The organism is Pseudomonas sp. MDT1-85 (assembly GCF_054898065.1).
On the sequence record NZ_CM142715.1, the window covers coordinates 3,280,623 to 3,295,539 of the forward strand.

General features: G+C 61.1%; 7 protein-coding genes. All 7 read left to right on the top strand.

Translation table 11 applies throughout. The annotated features are described in order from the left end of the window. Positions 1–83: 83 nt before the first annotated feature. The 7 genes from ACYZT2_RS14715 to ACYZT2_RS14745 all read left to right on the top strand — a co-directional run bounded on the left by ACYZT2_RS14715 (position 84) and on the right by ACYZT2_RS14745 (position 14,662). On the top strand, positions 84–1,871 hold the full coding sequence (locus ACYZT2_RS14715) for a type I secretion system permease/ATPase (protein WP_461965046.1): 1,788 nt from the start codon (positions 84–86) through the stop codon (positions 1,869–1,871). Further along, positions 1,868–3,217 (top strand): HlyD family type I secretion periplasmic adaptor subunit, encoded by a 1,350-nt coding sequence (locus ACYZT2_RS14720; RefSeq protein ID WP_253551998.1) that lies wholly within the window; start codon positions 1,868–1,870, stop codon positions 3,215–3,217. The genes ACYZT2_RS14715 and ACYZT2_RS14720 overlap by 4 nt, the downstream gene beginning before the upstream one ends. A 2-nt stretch (positions 3,218–3,219) precedes the next feature. After that, complete coding sequence (locus ACYZT2_RS14725) at positions 3,220–4,578, top strand: TolC family outer membrane protein (RefSeq protein ID WP_461965049.1); 1,359 nt, start codon at positions 3,220–3,222, stop codon at positions 4,576–4,578. Between the two features lie 137 nt (positions 4,579–4,715). Beyond that, a complete protein-coding gene (gene eprS / locus ACYZT2_RS14730) occupies positions 4,716–7,673 on the top strand; it encodes an autotransporter serine peptidase EprS (protein ID WP_461973112.1) in 2,958 nt (985 codons plus the stop codon). Positions 7,674–7,936: 263 nt separating this feature from the next. Next, positions 7,937–10,984 carry an autotransporter domain-containing protein gene (locus ACYZT2_RS14735; RefSeq protein WP_461973113.1) on the top strand — a complete coding sequence of 1,016 codons (3,048 nt, stop codon included), beginning with the start codon at positions 7,937–7,939 and terminating at the stop codon, positions 10,982–10,984. Between the two features lie 23 nt (positions 10,985–11,007). After that, positions 11,008–12,708, top strand: a complete 1,701-nt coding sequence (locus tag ACYZT2_RS14740; protein ID WP_461965051.1) for a polyurethane esterase — start codon at positions 11,008–11,010, stop codon at positions 12,706–12,708. Between the two features lie 100 nt (positions 12,709–12,808). Continuing rightward, a complete protein-coding gene (locus ACYZT2_RS14745; RefSeq protein ID WP_461965053.1) occupies positions 12,809–14,662 on the top strand; it encodes a polyurethane esterase in 1,854 nt (617 codons plus the stop codon). The last annotated feature ends 255 nt before the right edge of the window (positions 14,663–14,917 follow it).

The following is a 14,917-nucleotide window of genomic DNA, read 5'->3' on the forward strand; positions in this document are numbered from 1 at the left end:
CAAAAGAATGTCTCGACCCATGTGCGGACAGTTAATTGGAACCTCGCCAAGTAAGGCGAGGATTAATACCTCAGGAAAAACCAATGAAGATGGCGAAGAGCCCGGCCACCGCACCGTTATTCAAGGCACTGGGCGACTATAAAAGCATCCTGATCAGCGTAGGGTGTTTCACAGCACTGATTAATGTGCTGATGTTGGTCCCGTCGATTTACATGCTTCAAGTCTATGACCGGGTGCTGTCTTCGCAAAACGAAACCACACTGGCGATGTTGTCATTGATGGTGGTCGGCTTCTTCGCGTTTATCGGTTTGCTGGAAATCGTGCGCAGCTTCATCGTTATCCGTATCGGCAGCCAACTGGAGCGCCGTTTCAACCTGCGGGTATATCAGGCCGCTTTCGAGCGCAATCTGTTCAAAGGCGAGGGCAACGCCGGGCAATCCCTGGGCGACCTGACCCATATTCGCCAATTCGTCACCGGCCCGGCGCTGTTTGCCTTCTTCGACGCACCGTGGTTTCCGGTCTATCTGTTTGTGATCTTTCTGTTCAACGTCTGGCTCGGCGTATTGGCCACCGCAGGGGCGGTGCTGCTGATCGGGTTGGCCTGCCTCAACGAGGCGATGACCAAAAAGCCCTTGGGCGAAGCCGCAGGGTTTTCCCAGAAATCCAGCCAATTGGCCACCAGTCACCTGCATAACGCCGAAACCATTCAGGCGATGGGCATGCTCGGTGTCTTGCGCAAGCGCTGGTTTCAGGTGCACTCGCGTTTTCTCGGCTTGCAGAATCAGGCCAGCGACACTGGCGCGGTCATCAGTTCCCTTAGCAAAACCCTGCGCCTGTGCCTGCAATCCCTGGTGCTGGGGTTGGGCGCGTTGCTGGTGATCCAGGGTGACATGACCGCCGGGATGATGATCGCCGGTTCCATCCTGATGGGCCGGGTACTGAGCCCCATCGATCAGTTGATCGCTGTGTGGAAACAGTGGAGCGGCGCCAAACTCGCTTACCGCCGTCTCGACGCCTTGCTGCAGGCCTTTCCACCGACTGAGGAGGCCATGGCGCTGCCGGCGCCAAAAGGCCAGATCACGTTCGAACAAGTCAGCGCCGGCCCACCGGGGCAACGGGCAGCAACTTTGCACATGGTCAACTTCAACCTGGGCGCCGGGGAGGTGCTGGGCGTACTCGGGGCTTCCGGTTCCGGTAAATCGACGCTGGCGCGGGTGCTGGTCGGCGTCTGGCCGACGTTGGGCGGCACGGTGCGTCTCGATGGCGCGGACATTCATCGCTGGAACCGCGACGACCTTGGCCCCTACATCGGTTATCTGCCCCAGGACATCGAATTGTTCAGCGGCAGCATCGCCGAAAACATCGCCCGATTCCGTGAGGCGGATCCGCAAAAAGTCGTCGAAGCCGCGCAACAGGCCGGCGTTCATGAACTGATTTTGCGCATGCCGCAGGGCTACGACACCGTGCTTGGCGAAGACGGCAGCGGCTTGTCCGGTGGCCAGAAGCAACGTGTGGCCCTGGCTCGCGCGTTGTATGGCCACCCAAGCCTCGTGGTGCTGGATGAACCGAACTCCAACCTCGACACCGTCGGCGAAGCGGCACTGGCCGGCGCCATCGCGCACATGAAGGCCCAGGGCACCAGCGTGATTCTGGTTACCCATCGTTCTTCGGCGCTGGCCCAGGCCGACAAGTTGCTGGTGCTCAACGAAGGTCGCTTGCAGGCCTTCGGCCCAAGCCAGGAAGTGCTCAAGGCGCTTGCCGGTAATCAGTCAGGCGCTCAGGAACAGCCACGTGAAAAACCTGCGCAAGCACCGGGCGGGCTCAGCATGAGCCGGCAGTATCAGCCCACGACAAGGAATTCGGGTGTATGAGCAGCACACGCATGAACGACGACAGCGAAGCGACAATGGAACACGACTACATCGCCGAACGTCCTGAGCGCGACGCGCGTTTCTTCGCCCGCATGGGCTGGATTCTGGCGATTGTCGGTGCCGGCAGTTTCTTCACGTGGGCGAGCCTCGCGCCGCTCGATCAAGGCATTCCGGTGCAGGGGACCGTGGTGGTCTCGGGCAAGCGCAAAGCCGTGCAATCGATGAGCAGCGGCGTGGTCAGCCAGATTCTGGTGCGCGAAGGGCAAGTGGTGAAGCAGGGCCAGCCGTTGTTCCGCCTCGACCAGACCCAGGTCGCGGCCGACGTGCAATCGCTGCAAGCGCAATACCGCATGGCGTGGGCCAGCCTGGCGCGCTGGCAGAGTGAACGGGACAACCTCAAGCAGGTGAATTTCCCCGCCGAACTGAGCAACGATCCGGACCCGCGCCTGGCCCTGGTGCTTGAAGGCCAACGGCAATTGTTCAGCAGCCGTCGCGAAGCCTTTTCCCGTGAGCAAGCCGCCCTACGCGCCAACATCGAAGGCGCCAGTGCGCAACTGGCCGGCATGCGCCGCGCGCGCACCGACCTGACGGCCCAGGCCAGTTCCCTGCAACAACAGTTGAGCAATCTTCAGCCCTTGGCGGACAACGGCTACATCCCGCGCAACCGCTTGATGGATTATCAGCGTCAGTTGTCGCAAGTGCAGCAACAGCTGGCCGAGAACACTGGCGAAAGCGGTCGGGTGGAGCAGGGCATCCTTGAATCCCGGCTGAAGCTGCAACAGCACAGCGAGGAATACCAGAAGGAAGTCCGCAGCCAACTGGCCGACGCGCAGCTCAAAAGCGTGACCCTGGAAGAGCAACTGACTTCCGCCGGCGTCGACCTGCAACACAGCGAAATCATCGCCACCGCCGACGGCATCGCCGTCAACCTTGGGGTTCACACCGAAGGCGCCGTGGTGCGTCAGGGCGACACGCTGCTGGAGATCGTCCCGCAAGGCACTCGCCTGGAAGTGGAAGGGCACCTGCCGATCAACCTGATCGACAAGGTCGGCACGCACTTGCCGGTGGACATTCTGTTCACCGCGTTCAACCAGAGCCGTACCCCGCGAGTCCCCGGCGAAGTCAGCCTGATCTCCGCCGACCAGATGGTCGATGAGAAAACCGGTGTGCCGTACTACGTGCTGCGCAGCAGCGTCAGTGACCAGGCCATGGAAAAACTCAACGGTCTGGTGATCAAGCCCGGCATGCCTGCAGAAATGTTCGTGCGTACCGGTGAACGTTCACTCCTCAACTATTTGTTCAAACCGCTGCTCGACCGGGCAGGCTCCGCGTTGACCGAGGAATAAGGATGTTCGGCTGTATGAATAAGTTTTCCCTGCTCGCAGCGACCCTGGGGTTACTGGCGTGCAACAGCGCGATGGCCATGGGGCCGTTCGACATTTACGAGCAAGCGTTACGCAATGATCCAGTGTTCCTTGGCGCCATCAAGGAACGCGATGCAGGCCTTGAAAACCGCGCCATCGGCCGCGCCGGGTTGCTGCCCAGGATCGGTTACAACTACAACAAGGGGCGTAACACCTCCAAGGTCACTCAAATTAATGAGGGGAGACCAGACTTCACCGAGGACCGCAACTACAGCAGCTACGGCTCGACCTTGACCCTGCAACAGCCGCTGCTCGACTACGAGGCTTACGCGGCGTACCGCAAGGGCGTGGCGCAATCGCTGTTCGCTGACGAAAACTTTCGTGGCAAGAGCCAGGAACTGCTGGTTCGCGTGCTGGAGACTTACACCAAGGCGCTGTTCGCTCAGGACCAGATCGACATTGCGCGGGCCAAGAAAAAAGCCTTCGAGCAGCAATTTCAGCAGAACGAGCAGATGTTCCGCCAAGGGGAGGGCACGCGCACCGATATCCTCGAAGCCGAGTCACGTTACGAACTGGCGACCGCCGAGGAAATCGAGGCGCGCGATGAACAGGATGCGGCGCTGCGTGAGCTGGGCGCACTGATTGGCGTGCCGGCCATCGACATTGGCGACCTGACGCCACTGGATCAGAACTTCCAGACCTTCACCCTGCAACCGGCCAATTACGACACCTGGCACGAGATGGCGGTGGCCAATAACCCCAACCTGGCCTCCCAGCGTCAGGCGGTGGAAGTGGCGCGCTACGAGGTCGAACGCAACCGCGCCGGCCACCTGCCAAAAGTCAGCGCCTACGCCTCCGTGCGCCAGAACGAATCGGAAAGCGGCAACACCTACAACCAGCGCTACGACACCAACACCATCGGTATTGAAGTCAATGTGCCGCTGTATGCCGGCGGCGGGGTCTCGGCCTCGACCCGTCAGGCCAGTCGCACCATGGAACAGGCCGAGTACGAGCTGGACGGCAAGACCCGGGAAACCTTGATCCAGCTGCGCCGCCAGTTCAGCGCCTGCCTGTCGGGGGTCAATAAATTGCGGGCTTATCAGAAGGCATTGGTGTCGGCCGAAGCGCTGGTGGTTTCGACCAAGCAAAGCATTTTGGGCGGCGAACGGGTCAACCTCGATGCGCTGAATGCCGAACAACAACTGTTTACCACCCGACGGGATCTGGCCCAGGCACGCTACGACTATTTGATGGCCTGGACCAAGTTGCACTACTACGCCGGGACCTTGAGCGAACAGGATCTGGCCAAGGTGGATGAGGCCTTCGGCCCGATAACGCGATAACCCAAGGAAGATCGCATACCCCCGTAGGAGCTGCCGAAGGCTGCGATCTTTTGATCTTCCGGCGTCCTTGCTGACGTTAAAAGATCGCAGCCTGCGGCAGCTCCTACAAAAAACAAAAAAAAGCGAGAGTCATGAACATGGACGTACAGATCAAGCCGATGTCGGTCGGCACGCTATTGCTCCTGATTTCAGCAGTACCAGGCCCAGCCCAGGCGCTTTATCTGGAAACCGGTAAACCCGGTGATCCCGCCAGCTGGCGCTCGGCGGAATTCCAGCGCGATTGGGGCCTGGCGCGCATGCAGTCCGATCAAGCCTATGCCGCCGGCATTACCGGCAAGGGCGTGAAAATCGGCGCGCTGGATTCCGGCTTCGACTCCAGCCATCCCGAATTTGCCGCAGACCGTTATCACGCGGTGACGGCCAGCGGCAGCTATGTCGACGGCTCAGCGTTCAACGTCGACGGTACGCTTAACACCAACAACGACTCCCACGGCACCCACGTCACCGGCACCATGGGCGCTTCCCGGGATGGCACTGGCATGCATGGCGTGGCGTACAACGCGCAAATCTACGTCGGCAATACCAACAAGAACGACAGTTTCCTGTTCGGCCCCAGCCCCGACCCGCGCTACTTCACCGCGGTCTATAACGCCTTGGCAGATGCCGGCGTGCGCGCGATCAACAACAGCTGGGGCAGCCAGCCGCCGGACGTCAGTTACCGAACCCTCGACGACCTGCATGCGGCCTACGCCCAGCACTGGAACAAAAACACCTGGCTCGACGCCGCCGCCGACGTTTCGCGCCGCGGCGTGATCAACGTGTTCAGCGCCGGCAACAGCGGTTACCCGAATGCCAGCGTGCGTTCGGCCTTGCCGTATTTTCAGCCGGACCTGGAAGGCAACTGGCTGGCAGTGTCGGGGCTGGATCAAAGCAATCAGCAGAAATACAACCAGTGCGGCATCGCCAAGTATTGGTGCATCACCACGCCGGGCGCGAAGATCGACAGCACCATTCCCGGCGGCGGTTACGCGATCAAATCCGGCACTTCCATGGCCGCGCCGCATGCCACCGGGGCACTGGCGCTGGTGATGGAACGCTATCCGTACATGAACAATCAGCAGGCGCTTGAGGTGCTGCTGACCACCGCAACGCAGCTCGACGGTTCGCTCACCGACGCACCGAGCGCGCGCATCGGTTGGGGCGTGGCTAACCTCGAACGGGCGATGCGCGGGCCGGGGCAATTGCTCGGGTCGTTCGACGCCAATCTGGGGGCAGGGCAGAGCGATGTCTGGAGCAATGACATTTCAGACAAGGCGCTGATTCAGCGTCAGTCCGAAGACGCTGCCGAACGCCGCGCCTGGCAACAGACGTTGATGGACAAGGGCTGGGAGAACGGTGTCCCGCCCGGCGCCAGTGAGCAAGATCAGACCGATTATGCAGTGGGCACAGCTCGTGATTCCGCCGCTGCCGATCGAGTCTACGAAGGCAGCCTGATCAAGTCCGGTGCCGGACGGTTGATGCTCACGGGCGACAACACTTATCGCGGCCCGACCACGGTCAACGGTGGTTTGCTGGCGGTGAACGGCTCGTTGACGTCGGCGGTGACCGTCAATGACAGCGGCACCCTCGGCGGTAACGGACGAATCGCTGCCTTGACCGCCCATTCCGGCGGCACCGTGGCGCCCGGTAACTCCATCGGTACGTTGCAAGTCAGCGGCGATGTGACATTTGCGCCGGGTTCGATCTATGCCGTCGAACTGTCACCCACCGGCAGCGACCAGATTATTGCGGGCGGTACGGCCACGATCAGCGGCGCCACCGTGAGCCTGTCCCTGGAAAACAGCCCGACCTTGCTCAGCACCCAACAAGTGCAAAGCCTGCTAGGCAATCAGTACAACATTCTGCAAGCGGCGGGCGGGATTCAGGGCCAGTTCGGCGCGGTGCTGCCCAACTACCTGTTCATCGGCGGCAGCCTCGATTACGCCGCGACTGGCATTCAGCTGAGCATTGAGCGTAACGCCACAACCTTCGCCAGCGTCGGGCAAACGCCGAATCAGCGTTCTGTCGCGGCCGCAGCGGAAGGGCTTGGCGCGGGTAACGCCGTCTACGAAAGCCTGCTGCTGTCGCCGACCGCCAGTTCAGCGCAACAGGCCTTCCAGCAATTGTCGGGGGAAATTTACCCAGCGCTGGGCTCAGTGCTGATCAACGACAGCCGGTATCTGCGCGATACGGTCGGTGAGCGTCTCAACGAAGCCAATGGTTCCCGAAGCAATGGCTGGATCAAGGCATTGGGCGCCTGGGGCAAGACCGATGGCAGTCACGACACTGCCGGCTACACCACGTCGATTGGCGGTTTGCTGGCGGGTGTCGATGGTGCGGTGGATGACCAAACCCGTGTGGGCCTGGTCGCCGGTTATAGCGACAGCTCGGTCAGCATGGGCTCTGGAACTCATTCATCAACGCAGGTCGACAGTTATCACCTGGGCGCCTATGCCGGCCACGAAATGGGCGCCTGGCGCCTGAGTGCCGGTGGTGCCTACAGCTGGCATCGGGCCGACGTCAAACGTGACCTGCAATACGGCGACGTCAGCGCCAAACAGAAAGCCAAGGTCGATGCCGGGACCACCCAGGTGTTCGGCGAAGCGGCCTATCGTTTGAACCTGCAAGCACTGGCTTTGGAACCGTTCGCCAATCTGGCTTACGTGCACCTCGACACTGAGGGCTTCACCGAAAAAGGTGACGCCGCGGCGCTCAAAAGCAGCGGCGACCAGCGTGACGCGGTACTCAGCACCTTGGGCGTACGCGCACTGAAAACGGTGACGCTTTCCGGCCAGCAACAACTGGACCTGAGCGGCAGCCTCGGCTGGCAGCACAACCTGAGCAACACCGATTCCGAGGAACACCTGGCATTTGCCAACGGTGGCACTCCGTTCGTGGTGGAAAGCTCGCCACTGGTTCGCGATGCGGCGCTGGTGGGCGCCCATGCCAGCCTGGCCTTGAGCCGGGATGTTCGGCTGAACCTCGATTACACCGGCCAACTGGCCAACCACGAGAAGAGCCACGGCGTAGGGCTGAGTCTCAATTGGCAGTTTTAACGCGGCCTTTGTAGCAAGGCTGCATTCGATCTGTAGCAGCTGCCGAGCTCGCGAGGCTGCGTTCGGCTGCGAAGCAGTCGTAAACCCTGAATGCCCCATGCGCCTGAGGGACCGCAGTGCCTGATTTCGCGACTGCTTCGCAGCCGAACGCAGGCTTCGCCAGCTGCTACAGATCGCGTTAACGCGGGGTGTATCAGCAAGACAAGACACGCCTTTGAAGGCACAAGGATTTTGGCAACACAACTAAGGACGGTAGTTCGATGATGAATAACAAGTACAACAACCTTGCCTTGCTCTGCGCATTGGCCACTCTGAGCACCGCACACGCGGCGCCCTACGTGGAAAACGGCAGGACAGGCGATCCCAATAGCTGGCGCAGCACAGAGTTCAACGCCGACTGGGGCCTGGGGGCGATCAATGCTCAGGAGGCCTACGCCGCCGGTTACACCGGCAAAGGCGTGAAACTGGGGATTTTCGATCAACCGGTTTACGCCTTGCACCCGGAGTTTTCCGGGGCCAATAAGGTGATCACGCTGGTCACCAGCGGCATCCGCGAATACACCGACCCGTACATTCCAGTCAAAGCGGGGGATGCCTTTCTCTATGACGGTTCGCCGTCGGTGGGCTCCAATGGCAAACTCGGCGCCCACGGCACCCACGTTGGCGGGATTGCCGCAGGCAGTCGCGACGGCGGCCCGATGCATGGTGTCGCGTTTGGCGCGCAAATCATCAGCGCCGACAACGGCGACCCTGGCCCGGAAGACGGGATCATTCGTGGCAATGACGGCGCGGTGTACAAGGCTGGTTGGGACGCTCTGATCGCCAGCGGTGCGCGGATCATCAACAACAGCTGGGGCATCGGCATCACCGATCGCTTCGACCTGGGTGGTCGGGACCCGGCGTATCCGCACTTCACCGTGCAGGACGCGCAACTGCAGTTCAACGAGATCCAGACCTTGTTGGGGACCAAACCTGGTGGTGCCTATGACGGCGCCATCGCGGCGGCCCGCAGCGGCATCGTGACGATTTTCGCCGCCGGCAACGACTACAACCTCAACAACCCGGACGCCATCGCCGGCCTCGGTTACTTCGTTCCGGAGATCGCGCCGAACTGGATGACCGTCGCTGCGTTGCAGAGGAATCCGGACACCAGCAGCCCCGACCCTTACAACATCAGCACCTTTTCGTCGCGCTGCGGCTACACGGCGAGCTTCTGTGTGTCGGCGCCAGGCAGCCGGATCTACAGCTCGATCATCAGCGGCACCAATGCCGATAATCTGACCACCGGCTACGCCAATTACAACGGCACCTCCATGGCGGCGCCGCACGTCGCAGGCGCGGTGGCGGTGTTGATGGAACGCTTCCCGTACATGACCGGCGCGCAAGTCGCCAGCGTGCTGCGTACCACCGCCACCGACCTCGGCGCACCCGGCATCGACTCGCTGTACGGCTGGGGCATGATCAACCTGCGCAAAGGCATCGACGGCCCGGCGATGTTCGTGACCGAGCAGGACATTCCCGAGGAATTCCGTATCGAAGGCGCCTACGGCTCCAGCCAATTTGTCGCGGACTTGCCGGGTATCGGCGCGATCATCGATGCCGGCAAACCCACCGAGCGTGTGTGCAATGACGTGCACTGCGGGCTCGACGTTTGGCGCAATGACATTTCCGGCCATGGCGGCCTGACCAAGCAGGGCATCGGCACACTGGTGCTGACCGGTGCCAATACCTACGCCGGCCCGACCCTGGTCAATCAGGGTCGATTGGCGATCAATGGTTCGCTGCTGTCGGCAGTCACTGTCAATGACAGCGGCATCCTCGGCGGTAACGGCAGCATCGCGGCGTTGACCGCAAAAAGCGGCGGTACCGTGGCGCCCGGCAATTCCATCGGCACCTTGCAGGTGGCGGGCGACGTGGTTTTCGAACCTGGCTCGACCTACGCCGTAGAGCTGTCGCCCACCAGCAGTGACCAGATCATTGCCGGCGGCAAGGCGATCATCGAGGGCGCAACCGTCAGCCTGTCTCTGGAAAACAGCCCGACATTGCTGACCACCGCCGAAGCGAAAACCCTGCTCGGCAATCAGTACAACATCCTGCAAGCGGCCGGCGGAATTGAAGGGCGTTTCGGTGCGGTGGTGCCGGATTACCTGTTCCTCGGCGGCACCCTGGACTACTCGGCTAGCGGCATTCAACTGGCAGTGGTGCGTAACGCGACATCCTTCACCAGCGTTGGCCAAACCCCGAACCAACGCGCCGTGGCCGCTGCCGCCGAGCAATTGGGCGCAGGCAATCCGCTCTACGAAACCCTGCTGCTGTCGCCGACCGCCGCGGTCGCGCAACAAGCGTTCCAGCAACTCTCCGGCGAGATTCATCCGGCCATCGGCACGCTGCTGATCAACGATAGCCGTTACCTGCGCGATGCAGTCGGCGAGCGTCTGCGTGAGCACGATCTGTTCGATGCCGGGGCACCCACCGATGACCGCAGCAACGCCTGGCTCAAAGTGCTCGGCGCCTGGGGCAAGAGCGATGGCGGGCATGACAACGCCAGTTCCAACAGTTCCATCGGCGGGCTGCTGGCCGGTGTCGATGGCTTGATCACTGAAGATACGCGACTGGGTTTCGTCACCGGTTATAGCGACAGTTCGTTGAGCATGGGCGATGGCACGCATTCGTCGGCCTCGGTCGACAGCTACCACTTGGGTGCCTACCTGGGCCATGAAATCGACGCGCTGCGCCTGAGCGTCGGCGGCGCTTACAGCTGGCATCGCATCGACGTCAAACGTGACCTGCAATTTAACGGCGTCAGCGGCAAGCAGAAATCCAAACGCGATGCGACCTCCGCGCAACTGTTCACCGAAGCGGCGTATCGGCTGGACCTGCAACCGGTCGCTCTGGAGCCGTTCGTCAATCTGGCTTACGTGCACTTGAACACTGAAAGCTTCAGCGAAAAAGGTGATGCCGCCGCGCTCAAGGGCGGTGAAAACAACCGCGACGTGGTGCTTTCGACCCTTGGCCTACGCGCGAGCAAAGCCATTGCGTTGTCCGATCAGCAACAGCTGGAATTGTCCGGCACGCTCGGCTGGCAGCACAACCTGAGCAACACCCGTTCCGAAGACCACCTGGCCTTCGTCAACGGCAACACCGCGTTCAGCGTGCAAAGCGTGTCCATGGACCGCGATGCCGCGGTGGTCGGTGCCCGTGCCGGATTGGCGCTGGGCAGCGATACCCGTTTGAGCCTGGATTACAACGGGCTGCTCGGCTCCCGGGAAAAAGACCACGGCGTGGGCTTGACCCTGGACTGGCAGTTCTGATTTGACGCTAAGGAAGCAAGAACATGGGACTGTTTGATTACAAAAGTGCCGGCAGTGAGGCCGGCAAGGCGCTGTACTCCGACGCGATCGCGCTGACGCTCTACGCGTACACACCGACCGGCCAGCCACTGCCGGCGACCGCTTGGGCGCCGATTGGCGCGGCAGCATTGGGCTATCAGGGCAACGTCGGCGTTCAAGGCACCTTCTATGGCGAGAAGGACGGCTTCACCAGCGCCGAAGCCGAAATCCTCGGTAAATACGATGGGGCAGGGAAGCTGATCGGCATCGGTATCGCCTTCCGTGGCACCGGTGGCCTGGGGTACAGCGACACCTTCGGCGACATGAAAAACAACCTGCTGGCCGCGGTCGGCCCGGTGGATTACGCAACGAACTACGCAAAAAACGCCTTCGATACTTTGCTGAAAAGCGTCGCCGCGTTTGCCATCGCCCACGGCTTGAGTGCCAAGGACGTATTGGTCAGCGGCCATAGCCTCGGTGGGTTAGGCGTTAACAGCCTGGCGGAACTGAGCGGCAATAACTGGGGCGGTTTCTTCAAGGACGCCAACTACATTGCGTTCGCCTCGCCGACCCAGAGCGCCACCGGCAACAACGTGCTGAACATCGGCTACGAGAACGACCCGGTGTTTCGAGTGCTCGACGGCACCACCTTCAGCAGTGGCTCGCTGGGCAAACACGACGGTCATCAGGAGTCGGCGACCAACAACATCGTCAACTTCAATGATCAGTACGCCTCCACGGCGCAGAACCTGGTGCCGTTCAGCATCCTCAATCCGCTGAACTGGTCGGCCCACGGTTCGTTGGGCTATGCCGATGGCTTGAACCGGGTGATCGACTCGCGCTTCTACGACCTCACCGACAAAGACTCGACGCTGATCGTGTCCAACCTGTCGGAATCGTCTCGAGGCAGCACTTGGGTCGAGGATCTGGGCCGCAGCGGCGAGCCGCACACCGGCAGCACGTTCATTATTGGCACCGACAGCAATGACTTGCTCAAGGGCGGCGCGGGCAATGACTTCATCGAAGGCCGTGACGGTAACGACCGGTTCCGCGATGACGGTGGCTACAACCTGCTGCTGGGTGGCAAGGGCAGCAACACCTTCGAACTGCAGAAGCCGTTGCAGAACTTCAGCGTTGCCAATGACGGCGATGGCACGCTGTATGTGCGCGACGCCTACGGCGGCATCAGCATGACCCGTGACATCGGCGCGCTGGTGAGCAAGGAGTCTGGTTCGTGGTGGGGCAGCAAGGACATCACCTACAACGTCACCGCCAATGGCTTGCTCAATGGCTCCGAACTGACCCACTACAACCACTCGCTCAATGGCGACGCTTATGGCAACACGCTGGCCGCGACGCAGGATGGCGACTGGCTGTTCGGCAACGCCGGCGATGATCTGCTGCGCAGCGACAAAAGCCACGTGACCTTCGTCGGTGGCGCGGGCAATGACGTGATGCATGCCTCCGGGGGCGGCAACAACACCTTCCTGTTCAGCGGCGCCTTCGGCTTCGACGCGATCAATGGCTACCAGGGCAGCGACAAACTGGTGTTCATGGGCGTCCAGGGCGCGGGGCAGGGCTATGACTACACCCAGCACGCGTCACAGGCCGGCAACGACACTGTGCTCAAGATTGGCGATTACGCCGTAACGCTGGTGGGCGTAGGTCTGGATAATCTTTCGGTTTCGGGAATTACGTTTGCGTAAGAAAGGCTGCATGCACTGAATGCTCCGGGGCGCCTCGTCAGTGAGGCGTCCTGGTTGTGAGCTATCTCTGACAATTCCAACAAAGAGAGAGGCAATACCAATGGGTGTGTATGACTACAAAAACTTCGGCACAGCAGACTCCAAGGCGTTGTTCAGCGACGCCATGGCGATCACGCTGTATTCCTATCACAACCTCGACAACGGTTTCGCTACCGGTTACCAGCAAAACGGCTTCGGCCTGGGCTTGCCGGCAACCCTGGTCACCGCACTGATCGGCGGCACCGATTCCCAGGGCGTCATTCCCGGCATCCCCTGGAACCCCGATTCGGAAAAGGCCGCACTTGAAGCGGTGCAAAAGGCTGGTTGGACGCCGATCACCGCCGCGCAACTGGGCTATGACGGCAAGACCGACGCTCGCGGAACCTTCTTCGGCGAGAAGGCCGGTTACACCAGCGCTCAAGTCGAGATCCTCGGCAAGTACGACGCCCAAGGTCATCTCACCGAAATCGGCATCGCCTTTCGCGGCACCAGCGGCCCGCGAGAAATCCAGATCGGCGACTCCATCGGCGACGTGATCAACGATCTGATGGCCGCGCTAGGGCCCAAGGATTATGCGAAAAACTACGCGGGCGAAGCCTTCGGCAATTTGCTGGGTGACGTCGCGGCGTTTGCCCAGGCCAATGGTCTGTCGGGCAAAGACGTGCTGGTCAGCGGCCATAGTCTCGGCGGGTTGGCGGTCAACAGCCTGGCGGACCTTAGCAATAACAAATGGTCCGGGTTCTACCAGGATTCCAACTACATCGCCTACGCCTCGCCGACCCAAAGCAGCAGCGACAAAGTGCTGAACATCGGTTATGAAAACGACCCGGTGTTCCGTGCCCTCGATGGCTCGTCATTCAACCTGTCCTCGGTGGGCGTGCACGATGCCGCCAAGGATTCGACGACCGATAACATCGTCAGCTTCAACGACCACTACGCCTCGACGGCGTGGAATGTGCTGCCGTATTCCATCCTCAACATTCCTACCTGGATCTCACACTTGCCCACCGGTTACGGCGACGGCATGACCCGGGTGCTGGAGTCAAAGTTCTACGACCTGACCAGCAAAGACTCGACCATCATCGTCGCCAACCTTTCGGACCCCGCGCGCAGCAACACGTGGGTCCAGGATTTGAACCGCAACGCCGAAACCCACAAAGGCAGCACCTTCATCATCGGCAGCGACGGCAATGACCTGATCCAGGGTGGCAAAGGCAGCGACTACCTGGAAGGCCGCGACGGTAACGACACCTTCCGCGATGGCGGTGGCTACAACATCCTGTTGGGCGGCAAGGGCAGCAATGTGCTGGACCTGCAGCAGTCGGTGAAGAACTTCGTCTTTGCCAATGACGGTGCCGGCAATCTGTACGTGCGCGACGCCAATGGCGGCATCAGCATCACCCGCGACATCGGCAGCATCGTCACCAAGGAGCCGGGTTTTCTCTGGGGCGTGTTCAAGGATGACGTGACCCACAGCGTCACCGCCAATGGCCTCGCGACCGGCAGCAACCTGACCCAGTACGCCTCAAGCGTGAAGGGCACGACCGGCGCCGACACCCTCAACGCGCACGCAACAGGTGATTGGTTGTTTGGCCTCGATGGCAACGACCATTTGTTCGGCAGCACCGGCAACGACGTGCTTGTCGGCGGGGCGGGTAATGACCTGATGGAGTCGGGCGGCGGGGTCGATACCTTCCTGTTCAGCGGCGCGTTTGGCCAGGACCGGGTGGTGGGCTATCAAGCCAACGACAAACTGGTGTTTTTCGGGGTTCAGGGCGTTGCACCAAACGACGATTATCGGGCCCATGCCACGGCGGTGGGGCAAGATACGCTGCTGACGTTTGGCAGTGATTCGGTGACTTTGGTGGGTGTCGGGCTGGACAGTTTGTCCAGTGGGGGGATTGTGATCGCTTGAGGGTGATGGGGCGCCGGTAAGGGCCTCTTCGCGGGCAAGCCTCGCTCCTACAGGGGAACGTATTCCAGTGTAGGAGCGAGGCTTGCCCGCGAAGAACGATAACGCGGTAATCCTGCCTGCCTACGTGACTCACCGGTCCCTCTCGAACTCCAATACCTGCACCAACAGGAATCTGGCACTAAACCATCAGCCCCTCCAAGCGTTATACTATAACGCAAGTGCTGCATGCCGCCATTGAGTACAGGAGATTTTGCA

Bases quoted from the DNA above. Each gene is read 5' to 3' on its own strand.
- ACYZT2_RS14715 (WP_461965046.1), top strand. From the start codon at position 84: ATGAAGATGGCGAAGAGCCCGGCCACCGCACCGTTATTCAAGGCACTG.
- ACYZT2_RS14720 (WP_253551998.1), top strand. From the start codon at position 1,868: ATGAGCAGCACACGCATGAACGACGACAGCGAAGCGACAATGGAACAC.
- ACYZT2_RS14725 (WP_461965049.1), top strand. From the start codon at position 3,220: ATGTTCGGCTGTATGAATAAGTTTTCCCTGCTCGCAGCGACCCTGGGG.
- eprS (WP_461973112.1), top strand. From the start codon at position 4,716: ATGGACGTACAGATCAAGCCGATGTCGGTCGGCACGCTATTGCTCCTG.
- ACYZT2_RS14735 (WP_461973113.1), top strand. From the start codon at position 7,937: ATGAATAACAAGTACAACAACCTTGCCTTGCTCTGCGCATTGGCCACT.
- ACYZT2_RS14740 (WP_461965051.1), top strand. From the start codon at position 11,008: ATGGGACTGTTTGATTACAAAAGTGCCGGCAGTGAGGCCGGCAAGGCG.
- ACYZT2_RS14745 (WP_461965053.1), top strand. From the start codon at position 12,809: ATGGGTGTGTATGACTACAAAAACTTCGGCACAGCAGACTCCAAGGCG.